Source organism: uncultured Maribacter sp. (assembly GCF_947500405.1).
Lineage (GTDB): Bacteria > Bacteroidota > Bacteroidia > Flavobacteriales > Flavobacteriaceae > Maribacter_B.
The window spans coordinates 1-25,167 of the sequence record NZ_CANMRY010000010.1 but is presented as its reverse complement, the minus strand read 5'-3'; the positions used below and the strand labels follow the sequence as shown (position 1 = coordinate 25,167).

At 30.0% G+C, this 25,167-nt stretch carries 17 protein-coding genes; 2 read left to right on the top strand and 15 right to left on the bottom strand.

What is annotated here, in order from left to right:
* From Q0945_RS13295 to Q0945_RS13250, 10 genes are all read right to left on the bottom strand, one after another.
* A complete protein-coding gene (locus Q0945_RS13295; RefSeq protein ID WP_299435377.1) occupies positions 1-1,215 on the bottom strand; it encodes a glycosyltransferase in 1,215 nt (404 codons plus the stop codon).
* A gap of 18 nt (positions 1,216-1,233) precedes the next feature.
* Positions 1,234-2,262, bottom strand: a complete 1,029-nt coding sequence (locus Q0945_RS13290) for a hypothetical protein (protein ID WP_299435375.1) — start codon at positions 2,260-2,262, stop codon at positions 1,234-1,236.
* 47 nt (positions 2,263-2,309) lie between these two features.
* Positions 2,310-3,179 carry a glycosyltransferase family 2 protein gene (locus Q0945_RS13285; protein WP_299435373.1) on the bottom strand — a complete coding sequence of 290 codons (870 nt, stop codon included), beginning with the start codon at positions 3,177-3,179 and terminating at the stop codon, positions 2,310-2,312.
* Positions 3,180-3,252: 73 nt separating this feature from the next.
* Positions 3,253-4,455 (bottom strand): hypothetical protein, encoded by a 1,203-nt coding sequence (locus Q0945_RS13280; RefSeq protein WP_299435371.1) that lies wholly within the window; start codon positions 4,453-4,455, stop codon positions 3,253-3,255.
* An 11-nt stretch (positions 4,456-4,466) separates the two neighbouring features.
* On the bottom strand, positions 4,467-5,738 hold the full coding sequence (locus Q0945_RS13275) for a glycosyltransferase family 4 protein (RefSeq protein ID WP_299435369.1): 1,272 nt from the start codon (positions 5,736-5,738) through the stop codon (positions 4,467-4,469).
* Positions 5,739-5,744: 6 nt separating this feature from the next.
* Positions 5,745-6,854 carry a glycosyltransferase gene (locus Q0945_RS13270; protein WP_299435367.1) on the bottom strand — a complete coding sequence of 370 codons (1,110 nt, stop codon included), beginning with the start codon at positions 6,852-6,854 and terminating at the stop codon, positions 5,745-5,747.
* A gap of 34 nt (positions 6,855-6,888) precedes the next feature.
* Positions 6,889-8,325, bottom strand: coding sequence for a lipopolysaccharide biosynthesis protein (locus tag Q0945_RS13265; protein ID WP_299435365.1), 1,437 nt, complete (start codon positions 8,323-8,325; stop codon positions 6,889-6,891).
* 32 nt (positions 8,326-8,357) lie between these two features.
* Positions 8,358-9,440 (bottom strand): GDP-L-fucose synthase, encoded by a 1,083-nt coding sequence (locus Q0945_RS13260; protein ID WP_299435363.1) that lies wholly within the window; start codon positions 9,438-9,440, stop codon positions 8,358-8,360.
* A 123-nt stretch (positions 9,441-9,563) separates the two neighbouring features.
* Complete coding sequence (gmd, locus tag Q0945_RS13255; protein ID WP_299435361.1) at positions 9,564-10,679, bottom strand: GDP-mannose 4,6-dehydratase; 1,116 nt, start codon at positions 10,677-10,679, stop codon at positions 9,564-9,566.
* Between the two features lie 209 nt (positions 10,680-10,888).
* On the bottom strand, positions 10,889-12,730 hold the full coding sequence (locus tag Q0945_RS13250; RefSeq protein WP_299435359.1) for a hypothetical protein: 1,842 nt from the start codon (positions 12,728-12,730) through the stop codon (positions 10,889-10,891).
* 308 nt (positions 12,731-13,038) lie between these two features.
* Between Q0945_RS13250 and Q0945_RS13245 the strand changes: the two genes are divergently transcribed.
* Complete coding sequence (locus tag Q0945_RS13245) at positions 13,039-13,917, top strand: polysaccharide deacetylase family protein (RefSeq protein ID WP_299435357.1); 879 nt, start codon at positions 13,039-13,041, stop codon at positions 13,915-13,917.
* Between the two features lie 5 nt (positions 13,918-13,922).
* Complete coding sequence (locus Q0945_RS13240) at positions 13,923-14,864, top strand: nucleotide-diphospho-sugar transferase (RefSeq protein WP_299435355.1); 942 nt, start codon at positions 13,923-13,925, stop codon at positions 14,862-14,864.
* 15 nt (positions 14,865-14,879) lie between these two features.
* Here the strand turns inward: Q0945_RS13240 and Q0945_RS13235 are convergent, their stop codons facing one another.
* The 5 genes from Q0945_RS13235 to Q0945_RS13215 form a co-directional block, all read right to left on the bottom strand.
* Positions 14,880-20,366 carry a T9SS type B sorting domain-containing protein gene (locus tag Q0945_RS13235; protein ID WP_299435353.1) on the bottom strand — a complete coding sequence of 1,829 codons (5,487 nt, stop codon included), beginning with the start codon at positions 20,364-20,366 and terminating at the stop codon, positions 14,880-14,882.
* 131 nt (positions 20,367-20,497) lie between these two features.
* Entirely contained in the window at positions 20,498-21,778 is a 1,281-nt protein-coding gene (locus Q0945_RS13230) for a nucleotide sugar dehydrogenase (RefSeq protein WP_299435351.1), read from the bottom strand.
* 11 nt (positions 21,779-21,789) lie between these two features.
* Entirely contained in the window at positions 21,790-23,121 is a 1,332-nt protein-coding gene (locus Q0945_RS13225; RefSeq protein WP_299435349.1) for a UDP-glucose/GDP-mannose dehydrogenase family protein, read from the bottom strand.
* Positions 23,122-23,130: 9 nt separating this feature from the next.
* Positions 23,131-24,129, bottom strand: coding sequence for an SDR family oxidoreductase (locus Q0945_RS13220; protein ID WP_299435347.1), 999 nt, complete (start codon positions 24,127-24,129; stop codon positions 23,131-23,133).
* Between the two features lie 388 nt (positions 24,130-24,517).
* A partial coding sequence (locus Q0945_RS13215) for a T9SS type A sorting domain-containing protein (RefSeq protein WP_299435345.1) occupies positions 24,518-25,167 on the bottom strand: 650 nt, incomplete at its 5' end.

Below are 25,167 nucleotides of genomic sequence, written 5' to 3'. Positions count from 1 at the left end.
TCATGATAGAATCACTTGATTATATAAATTAATATACTCTTGGTATCTATCATTCTTATTATAAAGTTTCAATGCCCTTTGCGTGCATCCTTCATAATAACTTTTACTACTATTTTTTTTTATTTTTTTAATTGCTTTTAAAAGTTGTTCTATGTTGTTCTTTGGAATAACAAATCCAACTTCTGGAACTATCATCTCGGGACATGCAGTTGCATTATATACTATAGAAGGAGTGCCACAGGACATTGCTTCAGCTGTAGTTAAACCAAAAGATTCTTCTACTGAGGTGTTAACATAAGTATCTGCCTCTGTATACCATTCAGCTAGTTCTTGTTTACTTTCAGTTCTTGCAATACCCAAAATATTAGTTGGTAGTTTTTTTATTTGTTTTTTATTTAAACCAATTAGAACTATTTTTTCGTTTTCAGAAAGACTTTTATTTAATTCTAAAAAATCATTTAGTCCTTTGTTTTTACTCCAAACACTAGCTACTCCAAGAATAATAAATTTTCCAGTTAAATTGTTTTTTTCTCTGATATTATTTTTTAAGACAGGTTTAAATATTTCTAAATCAACTCCATTTAGAATTACTTTAGTATTCTTGTTTTTTAAAAAGGATTGTTTTACAATTGTATCTAACCAATTTGAGACAGGCACAATAGTTAAATTTTTTAATGATGTAAAATATTCTTTTTTTAGTTTTTGATTTTTTTTAGAATTATCAATAAAAAGACTTTCAGGGTAAACATTTTTTTGCGGACAAGTATGGCACTCTGTTTTCCATTTGTTACATTGTATATGTTCAAAATGAGTACAATGACCAGTCATGGACCAGCAATCATGTAATGTCCATATAACTGGTAACTGTTTTTTTTCTAGGTAGTTAAATAAGTATTTAATATTTAGATAATACCCATGTAAATTATGTAAATGAATTATATTTGGCTTTATTTCTTCAATTTTATTAATAAGTTTTTTTGTTGCTCTTTTAGAGCCAGTTCCATGTGTATCAAAAAAACGAGTTTTGAAAACGTGTAAATATGTTTCAAAAAGATTTCCTATATAAATAGTTTTTGAAGAGCTACTTCTTTTCTTTCTTCCAAAAGCAACATAACTTTCCCATCCTTCTTTTTGAGCTAAAAAACCAATTTCTTCTGCGATTCTACCAGTAGATGCATAATTTATTTCTGTGTTTATTTGTAGTAAAATGGGCATAAATATTACGTTTTTAGGTTATTTACCTATTAAACCAATTTTTTGAAACGTTTTATTTAAGTAGTTTTTAAAGTATGAAAAATAATCAAATTTGTAATTTGATTCTTTTAAAAGATTCTCAAATAATAATTTTTGATAGCTTTTGTCATCTAATGTTTTTATATTTTCTCCTTCGGCAATTTCTTTAAATATTCGATTTATTCCAGTCTTTTTTTCATTTGGAACATGCCATATCGCTAGGTCTTTATCACTTTTCTCTACGTTTCTAAAATAATTTTTATTTGTCCAGATTCTTTTTATATAAGAATCCATTCCTCCAAGTAAAGCTTCATGTTTATAATAGTAATAGCTTAACACATGTGCTTCTTCATTAAATTTAATTGCGTTGGATGCATGCCTATCTAACATATTTTTAAAAAGAATAGGGAAGTCTTTAGCAACATTCTTTATAAATTTACCTTTAGCAAAAAGAACTTCGCCGCCGCTATAGTAAGGATTTTTGTCTAGTTTTACTCCAAAGTCTGAAAATATTTCTTTCATGTTGTTACCTGTAACTCCATGAATTTCATAATCTTCTTCATAATCAACTATATATGTCATAGCACTCTCTTTTTGTAACTTATCAAAAGCGCTATATAATGGTTTAGTAAAAACACAATCAGAATCTAGAAGAAGAAAAGTATCTTCATCGTTTATTCGGTCACTAAAATGGTCAATTATTGTAAATTCAAAATATTGATTTCTAAATTGCCCATAATAATCATTAGGTAATGGATATTTATTTTTTAAAGAAATTACTTCAATATTGTTATTACTAAAAAACATATTCAAATCTAACCCATCTACAACAGGTAAGTTTTTAGTATTAGTAAATAGTACATGATTTTCATTTTTATGGTACCTAAGAGAAGATTCAAAAAACAGAACAATACATCTCCAATATACGGATTGAAATTCTGAAGAAGTTGAGTTTCCTTTGTTGTTTGGGTATTTAGATTTTTCATCTTTTGAATCTAAATAAACCCACGTTGCAATATAGTTTTTCACAAGACTTTTTTTTTAAAAAATAATTAATAATGTAAAAATAATGGTCTCTATCTTTTAGCTAGTCCCTTTACATAAATTTTAGGTAAAAGGACTTTTAGTATTGCTGAAATGACTACAAAGGGAACTCTAAAAGGAAAATGTCTTTTCATTAAGGTTAAATTTGATTTAAAATCTAACCCGAGGGGGTTTTTTAATATCTTGTACCTTTCTAAAAGTGGTTTTGAATGGTAATCATCATATATATCGGAATGATCATCTGTACAAGTTCCACAAAAACTTGGGGTTATTAAAACAGGAATTTTTTTATTAACTGCTTTTAGAGTATAGTCATAATCAGCAACTCCATGAAGATACCCTTCAGATAATGTTCCTATTTTATCAACTGTATATTTTGATACTAACATAATATTAGCATTGCCAAGATCACAGCTTTGTATGTCTCCGTTAGGTTCTATAAAATGATATTTAAAAAGAAAGTTATTAGTTAGTACAGCTCCACCATAACTTAGTTTTTTAGATTCTTCATCTTTTGTTGATCCTATGTAGATACCTGGGGAACCATATTTTTCAATACATTTTTCATGAGTTAAGATTAATTCTTTAAATACATTTGGAAAAACATTAGTGTCGTCATTTAACAGTAAATAAGCATCATAGTTATTCTTTATGGCTTCTTTCCATGAATTTCTCATTCCTCCAGCCCAAAATAATGAGCCGCTACCTTTTAGAATTGTTACATTTGGGAATTTTTTTAAAACATATTCACTTGTCCCATCTGTCGATCCATCATCTGTTAGGTAAACGCTTAACTTTATATTACTTTCAATGAGTTCACTTGCTTTAAATAAATATTCTAAAGATTGTATCGTTTTTTCTTTTCTATTATAACAAGTAAGTAAAACAGCTATGTTTTTCACAGTATTTTTTTTATTGATGCTATAATTCTAACTAAGTAAAACATAAAATAGTATAAAAAAAAGTTTTAATATACTATTTGATTACTTTTTTAGCATTTTTATACACAAACTTACTTTTATAGCTATTTGTTATTCCTTGTAGAAGGCAGAATAAAACAAATAAATGAAACATTCCTTCAAAAATAGGTTCTACAAAAAATTGAAGAAAAATAGCAAGCATGTATACAAGAATTATATTATTAAGTATTAAATTATCCTTATTTAATTTTAAAGCTTTTCGTGTTTGAATAAGAGATCTTGTAGTGAAAATAAAAAGTAAGAAAAAAGAAATTATTCCACCTATTCTTAAAACATCAAGCCATAAATTATGAGAATATCCAAATTCTTCTAATTCCCACCCCATTGGTTTTTGAATAAGATTATTAATAGATTTAACCCACCTTTCTGTTCTTCCTCCTGCAGAAGCGGCACCGTAATTTTTATTATCCATACGGCTAGCATAAGAGCTTATTAAATCTGATTTTGAATCTATATCTAAATACTTTACGCCAATATTAATAATCAAAAAAAGAAAAGCAAAAATGGTTATATTTTTTTTTGCAGATTGTTTTGAAATTATAAAAAATAAAGAAACTATAATTGTAAATACAGTAATTAATAACTGTGTTCTACTTCCTAAACGAAGAACGCAATATACTGTTAGCGCATATAATACAATTAATAATATTTTTGGAAAGATAGTTGACGTTTTAAATCTAGAGATTAAAACTGCTGGAATGCATGCATTAAATAGTAAATATGCGCCCATTCCTGTTGCCGGAATAGGATCTCCTCCCCATATCATTGGAACATCTCTTTCAAGTACTACAAAACCTACTCTGTTTATATCAAATAATATTGATATTAATGAAACAAAGGAATATATAGAACCTAATAATAGGATTAAAGTAAATAAATTTTTGGGAGAGTTTGATTTTGATACAAAGTATTTTCCCCACAAATAAAATGTCATTGGGAACATTGCATATATAAAAATATATTGAGAGCCTAGAGATAAGTCAAAACTATAAAAAATAGAATACACAACACTAAAGAAAAATAATATTACAAAATCAATATCAAAACTTTTTTTTAAAAAATCTTTCTTTAATAATAGAGATAATAACAAAAGATACCCAAAAATAAAACCTGTATTAAAAGGACTTATAAAATATAAAGAAAAAAGAACACAGTTAATTATGCCTATTTCTTTTAAATATAATTTTGTAGAATTCATTATTATTTTGGTTAAGAATTTCTGTTAAATATATCCTTATATATTTCAATGTTTCTGTCTACGTTAATTTTTCTATTATGCCTTTTTTCTGCTGTAATTATAGAGTTTTTTGATATTTTTTTAGCAATTTCATCGTCTGAAAATAAAGTGATAATTCTTTCTGCGAGCATACTTGTTTCTTCAAATCGATATAGAAATCCATTTACTCCATGTTCAATCATATTTGGGTTTCCACCAACATAAGAGGCAATAGATGGAACACCTAGAATTTGAGCTTCACCTAATGAATTAGAACTATTTTCAATACTTGAAGGACAAATAAAAATATGGGTGTTTAAATATTTAGAAATCATTTGATTTTCGTCTAATACACCTAAAAATTCTATATTCTCTTTTAAATCGTATTTTTTAACAAGATCTATAATATAATTACCATACCCGCTCAACTTAAGTTTAGCCTTAAAAGTATCTAGTTTTGTAATATTATCTCCCGCAATTTGTAATTTTATAGGAGCATTTATTTTTTTCTTTACCAAATAAATTGCTTTTAGAACTTGGTGTAACCCCTTTAATGGATAGTAACACTGACTTAAGAAAATAGTGTAATTATTCTTTTTAGAAATGTCCCATTTGGAAGAATCATAAAATGAGTTTCTAAGAGTTTCATTACAAAAATGATAATTAATTTTGGGATTAATTGCAAAAATATTATCCTTATCCCAATCAGTTCTTCCCATTACATTGGATACTTTTTGTAGATATTGTTTTTCATATACACCTCTTTTGTAAAATTTTTTCTTCGCAAGAAAAACGGTATCCCATCTTACAATATCTCTAAAGGTTATTTTTTTTAATAAACTAAGAGTTGAAATTCCTCCAAGGTAATATTTTTCACAAACACTAATTAATCCTTGAACGGAAACTACATAGTTTAAATTTGGAAAGGAATTAATTAAAGCTAGACCATGTGCATATTCTGTTCCATGAATATGTACAACATCTGGCTTTACAATAGCAATTGTTTTTTTCCACTCTTCTTCTAAAAGCTGGTCATATTTTATTTTATCAATTTTTGATGGTAATAAATAATAATCAATATCATTTATTTTTTTGTGCACATGTTTTTCAACTTGAAAAACACTAGCAATATGTAATTTAATTTCTTTACGTTGTTTTAAATTATTTGCAAGTCCATACATCCATCCCCCTGAGTTAGATTTTTCTATATTTATATGTTCCGCAATATCAGGTAAAATTTGGTTAGTAATCCAAAGTATTTTCATAGCTAGTTATTTTAATACTTTTTTCAGCACTTCTATTTGATATAATGGATTATATTTATCATCAATTACTTTATAAGCATTCTTTTCAGTAATGATTTGTTGTTCTTTATTTAGATTTATCCATTTTTTAATTTTCAAAGTTAAATCATCTAAATCATTATCTTTATAAAAATCCCCGGTTTCCCCTGGAATTATTGTTTCGAACTCTGGTCCATGAATTAAAAAATTATCACTTGTAATAACTGGTGTACCATATGCCATTGAATGTATTGCCGTTAAACCTATAGCTCCTGGAGTAACACAAACTTCAGAATTGTATAATAAGTTACCTGTAAGTTGTTCATCATAGCATGGACCGTAAAACCAAACTTTATTTTTTATTTTGAATTTGTCCACAAATTTATTCATATCATCATTTTCTACATTAGGCCCAATTATAACTAGATTACATGCTATTCCATTATTATTTAATTTTGCAATAGATTCTATTAATAAATCTAATTTTTTTGATTTTTGAATTCTTCCAATATAAGAAATTACTGGGGCATTATTTTTAAATTTTATTTTATAGATATCAGTTTTTTTAAGATTTTCTCTTATTTCTAATTGTTTCTTATAATCTAGTGAGTTGTAGATACATACAAGTTTTTCTTTTGGAAACCCTTTATTGAGCATCACATTTTTAGAGTAATGACCGTAAAGGAAAACGGTATTACAAAACTTATAAAAATAATGTTCAAAAAATTTGTATTTAGTTTCTGGGTCTCCTTTCATTCCGTGATCCCAAGAATGAACTTTTTTGCCAAGTATTTTTGCGAAAAAAAGAATAATCCAGTTAGCTAAAAAATTTGGGCCTCCATTAATTATATAGTGTTTATAAGGTTTAAAAATAAGTTGCCAAGCACCTTTTTGCCAAGTAAATGAAGTGTTGAGAACCTGAGAGTTTTTAAGTTCAGATTTATAACCTTTTAATTCGGAATAATCTAATAATTTAATAGGACTACCTACTTTGTCTCCAAAATAAAAGTCACATTCCAATTGTTGATCCATTAATTTATATATAGATAAACGATAGTGAGGTGCTAAATTGAAGACACAACAAATTTTGTTTTTCATGTTTTGTATTCCTGATTTTATGAGTAAGTTGTTTCTATTTTTTATTAATACTTTTTATTTTATCTATTAGGAAAAATAATTCTGGTAACTTAAGAGTATAAATTACTCCAAAATAAAAGGCAGCTGCTAAAATAGGGACAATACAGAGTTTTAAAATATCATTATGTATCCATAGCATACAAATATAAGCAAATAGGGTCATAGCTATACTTGATAGTATAATTGGCATCATGTCTTTTATCTGGTTTAGGGCTCCGTATCTCATTATTTTTCCAGGATAATAAGTGTTAATGAAAAAGTGTATAGCTGTAGAGGCTAGTTCTGCAAAAGCAATATATATAATTCCATATTTTAATGCTACTATTAGTAAAATAACTCTTATTACAAGTTTTACATACTGTTGCCTTAAAGCTAAGTCTGTTCTACCTATAACATAAAGTAAATTAACATTAATACCAGAAATAATAGTAATTAGTCTAGCTATACATAGAATTTGCATTATTGGAACCGCTGGAAGCCATTTTTCTTTTAATAACACAGTGATAATAGGTTCGGCCATAACAGATAATCCTAAAAATAAGGGTAAAACTATTATTGCAGCGGAGCGTATTATTCTTCTTGTGTGTTGTATCAGAATGTCCCTTTGATCTTGTACTGTTGATAATGTAGGTAATAAAACATTGTCAAAAATAGTGCTAATACTTCCATATACTGTATCAGAGAATTGCGTTCCTCTTGTATAATAACCAAGGTCTTTAGTACTTATTAGTTTAGCAATAAATAAAGAATAAAAATTATTTACTAAATTACTGAGTAATGATGAAATTAATAATTTAGATCCAAAAGAAAAAAGAGTTTTTAAAGAGGGTATAGAAAAAACCCAAGTAGGTCGCCATTTTACTTGTGTCCACATTAAAATAGCGGTAATTATTGATTTTAGTAAAGTTTGTCCAACAAGTGCCCAAGCTCCATACCCTTTATATGCCATATAAACTGCAATTGCACCACTTATTAAAGTAGCAATAAAATTAACCTTAGCAATTACTTTAAAATTAAGGTTAATTGTAAATAGAGTAAGGGGTATAGAGAAAAGAGCATTAAATATTAATGAAATTGCTAGAACTCTCAATAAATTAGTGAGTTCAATAATTTCATAGAAATTTGCAATAAATGGGGCCGTAACCCATAAAATAGCATAGAATAATAAAGCAATAAATATACTGAATATAAAAACTGTGGAAATGTCATCATCTGTCCTTTCTTGTCTTTGTATTAGAGCTTTACTAAAACCACTATCTATAAATACTTGAGAAAATGATATAAATACAATTAAAAGGCCAACAGTACCGTATTCTGTAGGAGTAAGTAATCTTGCTAAAATAATACCTAAAACAAATGAAACTGCTTGGATTGAAATACGTTCTAAAGCGTTCCAAACCATTCCTAGAAACATTTTATTGCCTAGACTCATTTTATGGTGTTTAATTTAAACTTTTTGTTTTTTTAATTTAAATACCAATCATAAACCTTTTTAATTCCTGTTTCTAGAGAAATATTATGTTTCCATCCTAATTCATTTAGTTTAGAAACATCGGTTAATTTTTTCATTGTACCATCTGGTTTTTCAGAATTGAAGTTAAAGTCTCCTTGAAAATTTATTTCTTTTTTTATAAGATTTGCCAAATCGGCTATAGAAATATCTTCACCTGTACCAATATTAATGTGCGTGTTTCTAATTTCTTTAGAATTAGTAAATGTGTCTTTAAATTCTCTGTTTTCCATTATAAAAATACAAGCATCTGCCATATCTTTAGACCATAAAAATTCTCTCATGGGTTTTCCACTTCCCCATATTTCAACACTAACTTTATTATTTTCATTTATTTTAATGCCGTAGTCTTTTAACTTGTTTAATATGGTTTTTTCTGTTGCAGAACCATCAACACCTTCTATAGGAAGTTTTGTTAAATCATTCTTGATGCTAGTCCAATCATTATTTTCTAAAGCTTTTCCAATATGTATTTTTCTTATTAAAGCAGGAAGAACATGAGATTTTTCTAAATCAAAATTATCATTAGGCCCATATAAGTTTGTTGGCATTACAGATATAAAGTTTGTATTATATTGCAAATTGTAACTTTCACACATTTTTATTCCCGCTATTTTAGCTATAGCATAAGGTTCGTTTGTATACTCTAAAGTATCCGTAAGTAAATACTCCTCTTTCATAGGTTGCGCACAGTTTTTAGGGTAGATACAAGTGCTTCCTAAAAAAAGTAGTTTCTTAACATTATGTAAATAGCTTTGGTGTATTACATTGTTTTGAATCATTAAATTACTATAGATGAAATCTGCTCTATATTTATTATTTGCAACAATTCCTCCAACTTTTGCTGCTGCTAAGAAAACATATTCTGGTTTTTCTTTTTCAAAAAAAGTACTAACCAATGTTTCATTTGTTAAGTCTAATTCTGAGTGCGTTCTAGTTATTAAGTTTGTATACCCTTTATCTTTTAAGTTGTTTACAATTGCACTACCAACTAATCCTCTATGACCAGCAACGTATATTTTAGAATCTTTCTTCATTTTATAATTTGACTTCTTAAATTTTATTTTAAGCAAAACCCTTCAAAAAAATTTATTGAAATAATTAGTTTTTTTGAAGGGTTTTTTTATAATTTATTTTTAAACCTTTTTGTGATGCGAATTCTATTCAAAATAATTTAAAGTTCTATAGCCACCTTTTCTTAGATATTGATCTTTTTGCATAAGTTTTAAATCACTTTGCATCATATCTTTGACAAGGTCTTTTAATTCGTATTCTAATTCCCAGCCTAATTTCTGTTGTGCTTTTGTAGGATCACCTATTAATAATTCAACTTCAGTTGGTCTAAAATATTTTGGGTCAACGGCTAATACTTCTTTTCCGATTTTTAGTTGATATTCAGGATTGTTACAAGCTTTTATAGTTGCCTTTTCATCAACTCCTTCACCAGTAAATTCTAATTCAATACCAACTTGCTCAAAACTCAGCTTTACAAAATCTCTAACAGTTGTTGTTTTTCCAGTTGCTATTACCCAGTCTTCAGCTTGATCTGCTTGTAAAATCATCCACATCATGCGAACGTAATCTTTTGCATGACCCCAATCTCTTTGAGCATCTAAATTACCTAGATAAAATTTATCTTGTAATCCTAATGCAATTCTAGAGGTTGCTCTTGTAATTTTTCTTGTTACAAAAGTTTCTCCCCTTATTGGTGATTCATGGTTAAATAGTATACCGTTACAAGCATACATTCCATAAGCTTCTCTATAGTTTACAGTAATCCAATAAGCATACATTTTTGCGACAGCGTAAGGGCTTCTTGGGTAAAAAGGAGTAGTTTCTGATTGAGGTACTTCTTGAACTTTACCATATAATTCAGAAGTAGAGGCTTGATAAATCCTAGTCTTTTCTCCTAATCCTAATAATCTTACAGCATCTAATATTCTGAGAGTTCCTAAACCATCAGCGTTTCCAGTATATTCCGGTACTTCAAAAGAAACATGAACATGACTCATTGCTGCTAAATTATATATTTCATCAGGTTGAATTTCTTGGATTAAACGAATAAGGTTGGTACTATCCGTCATATCTCCATAATGCAAAATGAAATTTCTATTCTCAATATGGGGATCTTGATATAGGTGATCAATTCTATCTGTATTAAATAGAGAGGAACGTCGTTTTAAACCGTGTACAATATAATCCTTCTTTAATAAAAACTCACTTAAATAGGCACCGTCTTGTCCAGTTACCCCTGTAATTAATGCTACTTTTTTCATGAAAATTAATTCTTTATGCTTTTTAAATTTGTAATTTAAATTATTTGCTTGTTAAGTTATATAACGAATATATTATTTATTTGGTGTGCAAAAATGATAAATTACTTTTAAATATAAAAAACAAATCCATTAACGTATAGTAATAAAAGGTTAAATGCTCTAAATATAACTATTTAGAGCATTTAACCTTTTATTTAACCTTGTTAGTTTTATAAACTAAAATTAGTGTTTATTGTAATACAATTTTCAAAAATTGTATTGTCATTTAATCTAAAGGATTTGTTTTCATCTTTTAATTCTCCAACATTATCAATTGTAGTGTTTGCAATTTTAAAATTACTGTTGGGTCTATATACACGAATTAAAGATTGACAATTTGATATAGAGCAATCATTAAATGTATTGTCGTGGGTTTCTCCTCCATATTCATGACCAAATTCATCCATTAAAATTGCTTCTTGACAATTTGTAATTGTGATTCTGTTAAAAGTATTGTGATGTCCTGCATTAACTAAATCATTTGGACTGTTGCCATCATAGTAGTCTTTAAAACGAACTCCGCCCCATGTTCCGGAAACATTCATATCGTTAAAAGTATTATCATGAGCACCATTATTGAGTTCAATACCACCAGCTGTATCTCCGGAATTATAGAAACTCCCTCTTAGGGTAGTACTTTCTATAGTGTTAAAGGCTACATTACCATAATTCATTTCAATATTTGTATTTATAACTGTACTATTTTTTATAGTATTATATTGTGGTCCATCTTTAAATACTAATCCATGCCCAGGGTGGTGTAGTCCTTCTCCTCTGTATACAGTACTGTTTTGTATTAAGGAATTAGTAACGTTACCATGAAATAATATGTAATAATCTGTTGGATTTGTGGAGTTATCCGAATATACACTGCAATTTAAAATTCTTGCATTTTCAGATTCTCTTATAGTAATTCCTTCCGCTCCTGCGTTAAGAATAAAACAATCTTCAATTTTAATAGAATTACCAATCCCTCTTATACCAAAACCATTATAGTCATTTCCATTTAAGTTACCCATATTAAAGACTATGAAATTTTTAATTGTATTATTATCTCCACTTGAAACTATTCCAGTTTCAAAATTTGACAAAACAAAATTTTCTAAGTGAACATTTCGACCACTAATTTTAAATGATATTCCGTTGCCATTTCCAGAAAACTTAGGAAAATTTAAGTCTTCAAAAGAGTCTCCGTATGAGTAACTAGGACTACCATTAGAAGAGATGTCACCTGGAGTATTGTTATATCCGATAAATCTTATTGGATTTTCAGAAGTTCCATTGTTATATTGTAATAATTCAAGATGGCCATAATCACCAGCTTTAACATAAACAATATCACCAGCTTTAGCTACATTAATTGCATGTTGTATACTCCACGGATGATTTTCACTAGAACCATCATTATTGCTATTACCATATGAAGTTACGTAATATCCATTTTCAAAGGATGTAGGTGTGTCTTCTGAATTGTTATTCCTGTTAACTTCAATAGTAACTGTAGCTTCTTCTGTAGTTACAGAGTTATCTTCATTTGTTACTTCTGTTGTATATGTAAATGTGTCAGTAGTATTAGTCTCTTGTTGAGGAGTCTCTTGTTGAGGAGTCTCTTGTTGAGGAGTCTCTTGTTGAGGAGTCTCTTGTTGAGGAGTCTCTTGCTGAGGAGTCTCTTGCTGAGGAGTCTCTTGCTGAGGAGTCTCTTGTTGTGAGGAAATACTATATGTTATTGTTTTATTTTCATTGATGCTAACAATTCCATTTATAGGGTTAGATACCTTGACAATTTTTACATTTTCTAAGTTTGTGAGATTATCATTTTCTAGTACATCTAATACTATTGAAGTAGTATTAATCTGAAAGTAATCATCTTGAATTCTTTTTATGTCTGTTATTTGGCCATTTTCATCTTTTAGCACAAGATCACTTAGTAGGTCAGAATCTTTAGAACATGAAAATAAAATAAGAAAAATAAAGAGTAAACTAATTGACTTTGGGGCTTTTAAGTTGCTCATAAATTAAATTGTAAAAAGGTTAAGTTTCATTTGGGGTAAAATCAGCACAACAAAAATTCAACATTATTTTTAAATATCCGATATAATTCTATTTTTTTCGTTGAAATGCACATTTTGCGATTTTGTTTCCTAGGTTATACGGAGCTTATCTTCTTTTGGATTTTTAAAATGTTATTTATTCGATGAAATACATTTTTCTTTAACATTGTTAATGATTAATTGAAATAATAAGATACTGCACAACATAATTGTTGAATTTTAGTTTATGATGTAACTTTTATTATGATTTAAAAATTGGAAACAAGAAAATGGTTAGTACTTATAAAGCAGTTAAAAAAGCTCAAAAAGGAAAATTGAGAGGTGCAATTAGATCAATTGTTTTAGACACTTTATTTATAAAGGATGTATTTGTGAGGAATGATTATTTATTAGATATTCCTAGAGTACAATTTTTATACATTCACCATGTATTTAAAGATGAAGCAGATAACTTTGATAAGTTATTGAGTTTTCTTTCAAAAAAACATACATTTATTTCTCATTCAGAGGCAGTAGAGCGCCTTTTAAATGGTAACGTAGATAGACCATATATATCTTGGAGTTCTGATGATGGAATTCATAGTAATATGATAGCTGCTAAAATCCTTGAAAAATATGGAGCAAGCTGTTGTTTTTTTTTAAACCCTTATAGTATAGGTCTTAAGGACGATGAAAAATTAAGATTTTTTTGTAATAAAAAACTGGAGTTACCTAAAGTGTCTTTTCTGGATTGGGACGACGTATATAAATTGCAGAAAGACGGTCATGAAATTGGTGCACACACCTATGAGCATGATCGGGTATCAGATATGACTGCGGTGGAGTTTGAAGAAGACTTTTTTAAGACAGATAAGGAACTTACTGCCAAGTGTGGAAAAATAAAACATTTTGCTTTTACGTATGGAAAATATAGTGATTTTAATAAGAAAGCTTATGATATTGTTTTTTCTAACGGTTACGAATCCTGTTCTTCGGCATCACGAGGTTGTCATATCTCTAATGGAAATCAAATTAAGAAAAATGAATTGTTTATAAGAAGAGATCAAATTATTGCAGGTTGGCCATTAAACCAAATGAAATACTTTATTAAGGCTAGTGCAAAAAAATTATCTTTAGATACAAATTTTATACCCAACAGTTATAAATAATTTTAATGGAATATTTAGAAATACCAATACTTTTTGTTGTTTTTAATAGAAAAAAAACTTCTTTATTATCTTTAGAAGCAATAAAAAAAGTTAAACCGAAACGAATTTTTATTGCAGGAGATGGCCCAAGAAAACATATCTTGGGTGAAATAGAAAAAGTAAATGAAACAAGATCAGCAGTCTTAAAAGCGATAGATTGGGATTGCGAAATAAAAACTCTTTTTCAAGAAGATAATTTAGGATGTGGTCCAGGAGTATATACAGCAATTAATTGGTTTTTTAATGAAGTTGAAATGGGGATTATTCTTGAAGATGATTGTGTTGCCCAACCAAGTTTCTTTAATTTTTCTGAAGAACTCTTAAAAAAATATAAGAATGATGAGCGTATTGCTCTTATCTCAGGTTTTAATCAAGTGGGTAGTTCTATGAATGATTTATCTTATTGTTTTTCTAAATATGTAGTATGTTGGGGTTGGGCTACTTGGAAAAGAGCATGGGATAATATGGATTATGATATGAGTTGGAAAGGAGGAAATGATGAAGTTTCAATTTTATCTAACTGTGGCTTTTTAGGGAAAGATTATAAATATTGGAAAAGAAGAGTAAAAGCTATTGATAACAATATTGTAAGTGCATGGGATTTTCAATGGTGTTATTCTGTTGGAGCACAAAACCAATTGGGAGTATTTCCTAGCCACAATTTAATTAGTAATATTGGTTTTGATGAAGATGCTACTCATACTTCTAAAAGTCCTTTTGTTGATTATGAATCAAACAGCGAAGTAGAATTTCCTCTAAAACATCCTAATTTTGTAGTTCCTAATTTCAATTTTGATAAAGCATTTTATAAAGATAGAAACTCTTTAGTAAATACTATTGCTTGGTTTTTTCCAAAACCAATAAAGGATTTTGTAAAGAAAATTATGGCAATAGTATATTCTAAATAAACATAGAATATACTATTATCTAATTAGACTAAAATGGCCATTAAAGTTTAATTTTTTATTGTTGATTATATCTATATAATCTACTTTAAACCAATAGTCAGTTGAAGGCATTTGCTTTCCTTTAAAAGTCCCGTCCCAACCCAATCCATCAGGATCTACTAATACTAAAAGTTTTCCATATCGATCAAATATTGAAATTGTTACGTCTGTTGTGAAATTTGTACTGTTTAAACCAAGAATATTCCAAGTATCATTAAAACCATCTGAGTTTGGAGTAAAAACTGTAGGGTAATTTATTATTAAAAAAGGGGAGCTCATAATTGTATTACCGCATCCTTCTAAGTTTCTTACATAAGCATTATGCAGCCCTCCTAATAGATTTGTAAAAATATTTGATTCTTGAAACGGACCATTAGGAGAGTCTATGCTGTATTCAAACTTATCACTTTCAATTCCATTTAATGTTTCTGTAGTTATTATAACTTTATTATTTGTATTACTTAATTTGTTGTCTTGATGAGAAATTTCTACTTCGATACCAATGGGTAATGGAGTGTTAGTAACTCTGGTTGAATAAAAGCTTCCTGGACAAACAAGATTATTGTTATTGTCAGTTATTTCTAATGTATAGAAACCTGGTTGGTTTACAAGAAGTATTGCTTCTTCAACACCATCTCCATCAATATCATTATCAGGAGTCCAATTGTATGTATAATTAGCTCCTATATATTCTCCTATTGATACAGGAGTGGTGTTTCCATTTTCGTCTGTACATATAGAAAGAGTTTCTGGTATATTAACATTTGGGGTGTTAAAAATAGAAACTACAAAACTGCTTTCATCATAACAGTTTTGATTATCTGGAGATTCTGCAAAAATATAAATTCGTTGTGTATTAGAAATTGTATCTCCAAAGTTTAGTATTGAGCCAGAGGCATTGGGCCCTGTGTAATATCTATTATTAGCACTTAAATTAGGTAATATGTATGTTTCACAGGAATTAATATCTGTAATTATATCTGCAGAAACAGTTTCTGTAATTGTATATGAAACTGGTATTCTAGTACTTGAACAGTTTGAAGCATTCTGTACAGCCTCTGCATAATATAGATAAGTGCCGGTGTTGGTTTCTGGGGAAGAATACGTTAACCCTGTTGATAAGATAGAGCCACCAGTTTCTGTAGTATACCAATTTATAGTATTCCCAAGTCCTGTATTTGGAAGTTCAACTGATAAAACGTTATTTGAGTCACCAAAACAAACTACTAGATTATTGGGGTTTATAGGAGGTTCAATAGTTGGGCAAATACAGGTAGGTGAATTTATTGTTTTTGAATCTGAACAAATATTGTTAATAGCTGTTATAGAGATATTTGTGCCTATTGGAATATTTATAATACTGTTTCCTGAAACAGTGCCGGCACTAGCCGTAACTACTCCTGAATTTAAAGTGAAATCTACATTATATGTTAGTAGAGAAGCATCACAATAAGTATTGTCAATTATTAAGTCTGGTGTTTCATAAATGTTGATAGTAAAGCTGGTTTCATCAAAACAATTTGAATTTACAGAAGATCGGGCAAGAATATATACGGTTTGAGAACTAGAGATGTTGTCACCTGAATTTAAAAGGTTACCTGTTCCATTTGTTCCAGTATAATAAAAATTGTTTGGGCTTAATGTGGGTAAATTATAAGTATCGCATATGTCAACATTTGGCAGTGTATCTGCAGTAGGTATTTCTGTTATAGAGAAAGTTACTGGTGTTCTGGATCCACTGGTGCAACCAGAGATAGTTTCTACTGCTTCAGCGTAATAGGTATAAGTGCCAATAGCATTGTCAGTGGTAGTATAGTTTAATCCAGATGCTATTGCTGTTCCTCCAGTAGAATTAGTATACCAACTTACTTGGTTGCCAATACCTGTAATAGGAAGCTGAACATTTAAAATTGCATTTGGTTCACCAAAACAAATGTTAGGGGTATTTGGATTTATAGGGGCTTCTACAAATAAGCAATTACAGTTAGGAGCAGTTACATTAAAGGTTCTAATACACCCATTATTATCGGCAGTAATAGTGATGTTAGTTCCAGCTGGGATATTAGTAATGCTATTTCCAGAAACAGATCCAGCTGTAGTTGTTACAGTCCCTAGGTTTAATGTAAAATCAACTTGATATGTAAGTAAGTTTGCTGCACAAACAGTATTGTCTATTGTTAGAGTAGGCACTGTATTTACTGCAATTGAAGAAGTCAAGGTTGAATTTCCAAGACAATTAGTTAGGTTATCTTCGATACTTATAATACTTATTGTAGTATTTAAAGATGCAGCAGCCTGCGATACAATAGAGCTGCCAGTATTGTCTAATGTTGTAATAGCAGTTGTTGTTCCCCCATCAAAAGAATAGGTGATTATATCATTTGCGTCTCCAAGGATAGTGAATTCTGCATTATCTCCATCACATATATTAGTGTTTGTAGGAGTAATACTTGTAAGTGTTGGGGCTGAATTTACTGTTAATTGAGCAATGGATTCTTCTCTACATAAATAATCATCTCCCCATACCTCTACTCGATAAAAATTACCATTTTCAGCTGCAACTGTAGCGAATGTTAATGTGTTTGTTGTTTCGGATAGAGGTAACCCATAGGTTGCTCCACCATCAGTACTTATAGTCCATTCATACATTAAATTACCAGATCCTGTTGCAGCTACTGTAAAAGTCGCATTTTGAGCTTCACAAACAGTAGTATTTGTTAAATCAGTATTTATGGCAAGTGTTCCTGCAGAACGTACATTAGGACTAATGGGGGTGTTGTATCCATCAACACCACTAGTTACTATTCCACTAGTGTTAATTGTTGGTGGGCTAGTGTTTCCTAAATATCCATCATCATCATCATCTGTATATCCAGCTTCTTTTGTGTCGCTACAACCATCATTATCACTGTCAGAATCGTTGCAGTCTTCTATACCATCACCATCATAATCAAAATTTATACGGATATAATCATAGTTTCCTGATTGTTGATTTAGTGCTACGTTTTGAGTATGAGTAATTCTAACTAAAAGATCTTCTCCAATAGATGCTGGAGTAGCAAGTGCAGAAAATGTAAAATCTGTCCATAGCCCATTTGGTGTCTCATGGCTTTCTATAGTAAGGGAATTTAGTGTGGTAAAACCTCCACCATTATCATACCCCATTTCAATTAAACTTTGACCATCATTTCTAAAAGGATCAGCATAATCTAAAGCATCGCCTACAGCTATGGTTAAAATATAGCTACCTTCTTGTATTGTTATAGGAGATGTGTTTTGTGTTAATGTTCCATTACCATTTATAAAAGCATAGGTGTCATTTTCATATGAAATTGGGTCATCAATTAATCCAGAACCATCAGTTTTGTAATTAGGAGAGTATGGTAATGTAGTTGCGGGATTAATAAATTGGTCAGAGTTTACTAGGTGTGGGCCAGTAATGCTAGGGTCACTTGCTGTCCAAAAGTCTAGTACCCCCGTAACACCATTAAACCCAGTTCCAGTAGAAAAAGGTTCGTTGTTTCCAGCAGCGGGGTCATAAAAATAATTATTTTCTGGCAGCTCAAAATTGTATGGTTCTCTATTTGTTCCTTGTGTTGTTAAATGGCAATCTTCATCTAAATCAGTAATACCATCATTATCATTATCAAGATCGTATTGGTCAAAAAGTAAATTGCCTGATCCATTGTAATACCATGAATCTCCATTTTGTACTGTATCTGTATCTGTATCTATGGGATTACATTGAATAATTGTATTGTTTATTACAGCTTCTCTATTTCCTAAATAGCCATCAATATTTCCTGAAATTGTACCATCTACGTTAATACCACTCCCTTGTAAGGTGTTTGTTCCAGAATTAGTATATCCAGCTTCGTCTACATCAGCACATGTATCTCCATCAGAATCTAAATCTAAACAATCAGAAAGACCGTCGTTATCAGTGTCTTTTACTAACCTAATATTATCGTAATTACCAGCACTTTGGTATAACGCTGTATTTTCGGTATGAGATATTCTAATAAGTATTCCTTGCCCATTAGCAGCATTCCCAGTTGGAATATTTATATTTAATGAAAAATCTGTCCAAATACCATTTGGCGTTTCTGATGCTGTTATTGTTCTCGATCCTACTGGTATAAAGCCGCCACCATTATCATAGCCAAGTTCAATTAGAGTTGTGCCGTCATTGCGGAAACTATTTGTAAAATCAATTCCGTCGCCAACTGCAATAGATAAAACATAACCACCAGGACTAAAAGTAGCCCAGGAGTTTGTTAATGTAGCAGACCCTGTGCCATTGATAAAACCAAATTGATTTCCGTCAGGAGCATAATTATAATTATCTGCTTGTAAATCGTGTGTACCTCCTCCTGAGGCTGATATAAATGTCCAGCCTGTTGTTGTACCAAAAGCAGGATCCATTTCAAAACTATAATTTAAAACAGGAATTTCACATTCATAGATATCTGTTATACCGTCATTATCGTCATCTAAATCAACATTATTTGGAACACCATCATTGTCATTGTCTTTAAAGTTAGCGTTACAAGTATTTATAAGGTTGTTTAGTACATATTCTGTATTTCCTGTATATCCAGTAGTAGCAGGAATTACTGATCCATCGAGATTTGTTCCTGTATTATTTAATCTACCTGCTCCATTAGCAATATGTCCGGCTTCTTCAGTATCAAAACAACCATCATTATCGGAATCAACCTCAAGGCAATTTGAAATCCCATCAGCATCGGTATCAATTTCTAATCTTAAGTTATCATAATTTCCCGCAAGCTCATTGGTTCTTCCTTCATGGGAGATTCTAATTAAAATGCCTTCATTTATTGCTGGATCACCTGCGTTAATAGTAAAAGGTATTTCAATATCTGTCCAAGTTCCATCTAGAGTAGTTGTTCCATCAACAACTATAGAAGCGCCGGGAATAGGGTTAAAACCAGCAGCGCTATTTCCATAACCCATTTCAATAGTAGATATACCATCATTTCTGTATTGCGTATTGGCTAAACCATCTCCAATTGCAATAGAGAATATATAGCCAGTTTCCGAGTATACACCGTAAGGAAGGTCTAATGTTACTTGGTTTGTTATCCCATTAGCAGAATTAATATATAAAAATTGATTTCCTTCATGAGCAGCTAGGTAATTACTCGCGTCTATGTCGTGAGTCCCTGCTTGTAAAGCAGTTCCAGATGTGTTGATCCAGTTGGTTGGTATGCTATATGGGATTGGATTTTCAAAACTGTAGTTAGGAATTGGAATAATACAGTCATATATATCAAGTATACCATCATTATCATCATCTACATCAATATTGTTAAATACAGTATCGCCATCTGTATCTTGAGAAAATATTGGCGTAGCAAATAAAAAGCATATTATTACTGGTAGGATATTTTTATAAATTACCCTTAAACTAAATGGAATAAATTTAAAATTTGGAGCCATGTTATAATATAGTGTGTCTAGCAAAAATACTAAACCATAGGCTACCTAAAAGTAAAATTCGTTAATTGTATCTAATTACTAGTTGTTCCACACAATAAGAAGGTCTTTTTTATTGTGTGGAATCGAACTTTTTATAGTCTTCCCGACACACCAGATGTAAGTAATCCCTTTACATCATATAAAACGCCATCTGAATCCAGCATTTTTTCGATATTCATAGTAAGAAATTCTTTATGAGCAACAGTAAGAACAATGGCGTCATATTTTTCTTTTGGTAAATCTTTTTGAGAAGTAATTTTGTATTCTTTTTTTACTTCATCAGGAGAGGCCCAAGGATCATAGATGGTTACATTAGTTCCATAACTTTTTAAGTTCTTAATTACATCAACAGCTTTAGTGTTTCTAACATCGGGGCAATTCTCTTTAAAAGTTATTCCTAAAACTAAAATATTAGAATTTTTAACTTTTATATCTTTTTGAACCATTAATTTTACTACTTCAGATGCAACATATTTACCCATTCCATCATTCATACGTCTACCAGCTAAGATGATTTCAGGGTGGTAGCCATATTCTTGCGCTTTTTGTGCAAGATAATAAGGATCTACGCCAATACAATGTCCGCCAACAAGTCCTGGTTTAAAAGGAAGAAAGTTCCATTTTGTGCCTGCTGCTTCTAAAACATCATGTGTGTCTATATCCATTAAATTGAATATTTTAGCTAATTCATTAACAAAAGCGATATTTATATCTCTTTGAGAATTTTCAATTACTTTCGCGGCTTCGGCAACTTTTATCGATGAAGCTAAGAAAGTTCCCGCTGTAATAACAGATTTATATAAATTATCTACTTTTTTTCCAACCTCTGGAGTAGAGCCAGATGTAACTTTAAGTATTTTTTCTACGGTATGTTCTTTGTCTCCAGGATTTATTCGTTCTGGAGAGTAGCCAACATAAAAATCCACATTAAATTTTAAACCACTTATTTTTTCTAATACGGGAACACATTCATCCTCTGTAACTCCAGGGTAAACGGTAGATTCATAAACAACAGTATCTCCTTTTTTTAAGACTTTAGCAACTGTTTCGCTAGACTTATACAAAGGTGTTAAAATTGGTCTGTTTGTACTGTCTACAGGTGTGGGTACCGTTACTATATAATAATTGCAATCTGCAATATCATCTAAATTGTTAGAGCAATAAAGCCCAGTATTCATATTAGAGTTGTCTTGGAGTACATCTTGTAAGACATCATCTGAAACTTCTAAGGTTTTATCAGATCCTGCTTGTAATTCTTTAATTCTAGTTTCATTAATATCAAAACCAATTACAGGGTATTTTGTAGCAAATAATCTAGCTAAAGGCAGGCCTACGTAGCCTAATCCTATAATGGCAATTTTTGTATTAGACATTTGTTTGTTTTTTAAGATTTTTTTCCAATCTGGAAATATTCAAAACCATTTCGCTTCATACGTTCGTCATTATATTGGTTGCGACCGTCAAAGACTATAGGTTGTTTTAGTTGTTGTTTTAATTCTTCAAAATCTGGAGATCTAAATTCTTTCCATTCAGTTAAAAGAATCATAGCATCTGCATTTTTTAAAGTTTCGTATTTAGAATTAAAATAGGAAACTTCTTTTATATTTTTAAGATAAAAATGTTGTGCTTCATCCATTGCCTTGGGGTCATACGCGTTTATTTTAGCACCACGTTTAACTAATTCTTTTATAATGTAAATAGCAGGAGCTTCTCGCATATCATCTGTCTCTGGCTTAAATGCTAACCCCCAAATAGAAAATGTTTTTCCTGATAAATCTTCCCCAAAGCGAGAAATAACTTTATTTGCAATTACTAGTTTTTGGCTATTATTAACTTCTTCTACAGATTTTATTAATTTGGCATTATAACCATGTTCTTCTGCCGTTTTTTTTAGAGCTTTTACATCTTTAGGAAAACAAGAGCCTCCATAACCGCTACCTGGATAAATGAAACTATACCCAATTCTAGTGTCAGAACCTATGCCAATACGTACTTTGTTGACATCGGCACCTACTAGTTCGCATATATTTGCAATTTCATTCATAAATGAAATTTTTGTGGCAAGCATAGCATTGGCAACATATTTTGTCATCTCTGCTGAACGAACATCCATTACAATCAAACGGTCTACACTAGACCTAAAAAAAGGGGAGTATAGAGCTCGCATTTTATCTGTAGCTTCAGGGCTATTAGAGCCAATAACTACACGGTCAGGTTTCATAAAATCGTTAATAGCATCTCCTTCTTTTAAAAATTCAGGATTAGAAACAACGTCAAAAGAAATATCTAAACCTCGATTGTCTAATTCCTTTTGTACAGTAGCCTTTACTTTGTCTGCTGTTCCAACAGGTACTGTTGATTTATCTACTATAATTATAGATTTGGTCATGTGTTGCCCTATTTCTTTGGCAACTTGTAATACATATTGTAAGTCTGCAGAGCCGTCATCTCCCATTGGTGTACCTACAGCTATAAAAGCAATATCACATTTTTCTAAATTATTAGGTAATTTAGTACTAAAGCGTAAAGTTTTATTAGCGTAATTTCTATTTACCATGGCTTCCAATCCAGGTTCATAAATAGGAATAATTCCTTCTTCTAATTTTTGTATTTTAGAAGCATCAATGTCAATGCAGGTTACAGTATTACCCATTTCAGCAAAACATGTTCCACTCACAAGGCCAACATAACCAGTTCCAATTACTGTTAAATTCATTGTTTTATACTATTTTAAATTTTCCCAATACCAATTTACAGCTTCTTTAAGCCCTAATTCTATGCTGTGCTCAGGACTATAACCGAGAAGTTTTTTAGCTTTGTCTATAGATGCCAAAGAATGTGGTACATCTCCAGCTCTCTGCGGGCCAAATGTAGGTTCTACATTTTTTATAGCAGGGTCGAACTCCCCTAAATATTCTTTTAATAAAGTAATTAACTGTTTTAAATCTGTACGTTCACCATAAGCAACATTATAAACAGTGTTAGTAGCTTCTTTGTTATTGGATGTAATTGCTCTAATATTCATTTGTATTACATTGTCTATATAAGTGAAATCCCTTGAAAAAGAACCATCACCATTAATAACGGGAGATTCATAATTCATTAATTGCAAAACAAATTTTGGTATTACTGCGGCATAAGCTCCATTTGGATCTTGTTTGCGTCCAAAAACATTAAAATAGCGTAACCCTATAGTCTCTAAACCATAGGTAGTACTAAAAATAGTAGCATATAGTTCATTTACATATTTTGTAATTGCATAAGGGGATAAAGGTTTACCTATAACATCTTCTACTTTTGGCATATTTGTAGAGTCTCCATAGGTAGAGCTACTTGCAGCAAATACAAATCTTTTAATTTTTGCATCTCTTGCAGCAACAAGCATATTTAAAAAACCAGAAACATTAACGTCGTTACTTGTTATGGGATCATTGATAGATCTTGGGACGGAGCCTAAAGCAGCTTGATGTAAAACGTAATCTACTGTTTTACAGGCTATATGACAAGTTTCTAAATCTCTTATGTCTCCTTCGATTAATGTGAAATTTGGATGTTTCATTAAAGGAGAAATATTTTCTCTTTTACCAGTGGCAAAATTATCTAAACAAATAACTTTGTTACCGTTATCTAATAAAGAGTTACATAAATTTGAACCTATAAAACCAGCACCTCCAGTGACAAGAATAGTGTTTTTGGAATCTAATTTTAGTGATGAGATATTCATGGTTTTTTTAGTGTTTATAATGCAAAGATGATCAAAAGAAATTAATTTGCATTGAAATTTATAATAAGCAATTTTATTTTCTACATTTTATAGAAGAAGTTTTTTTGTAAGAACTTTGGTAAAAAAGAAGTAATTATCTCTAATTTAATTTTTTTATACAAAAATATAGGAGCTTAACGGATTTGTTGTTTCCAATATTGTATTTTTTTTAATAAATGCCTTTTTATTTTTAGTACTAGAATTTTTTAATAAGCACATATTATTAATACGTGCTTATAAGTTTTGAATGTTAAATTTTACAATTTTGAATTTTAGAAGTAATTATCTCTAATTTAATTTTTTTTATTTTTTTCCATCATTGTGGTTATTTTTTAATGAAAAATAAGAATTAGTTCTTTTTTATTATTTTTTTATATATGCTTTCGGCTTTTTCAACTCTAACTATTTCAACAATATATGTTCCAACATTAAAGTGTCCTATGTTTAATTCTTCTTCTTCACCATGATTTAAAGGGATTAGATTAGTGGAAACTAATTTTCCATATATATCATAGAATCTAATGTTAATTGTTTCATTTATAAAGTCTTTAACTATGAATTTTATTTTACCATCTGTTGTTGGGTTTGGATATAAAATAATATCTTCTATTTTTGGGTTAGATGTTATAGCTATTTTTTGAACATTTATAACTAGTAATTTGTTGCAGCCTTCTTTTGTTGTAAGGTTATAGCTTCCTATATCTGATGTTTTTGCTTTGTTTATAACAAAGTCTTCTTCGCTTAATGGTCTTGTTTTGTAGCCAGATATGCTAAAAGGAATTTCTCCACGATTCAAGTTTAAAATTAAATCATCTCCTTCATTAAGAGAAATAAAAACTGAGTTAGTATCTTCATTCACAAAGGTTCCATTATTAACACTATAAGAAGTTTGTAATCCTAAAGAATTACAATCAAAAGATTTTACGTTTACATTTAGGTTTATAGCGCAACCTTGCGGGGTGTTATAGGTATAGGTACCTTCATCAGAAGCAGTTGCAT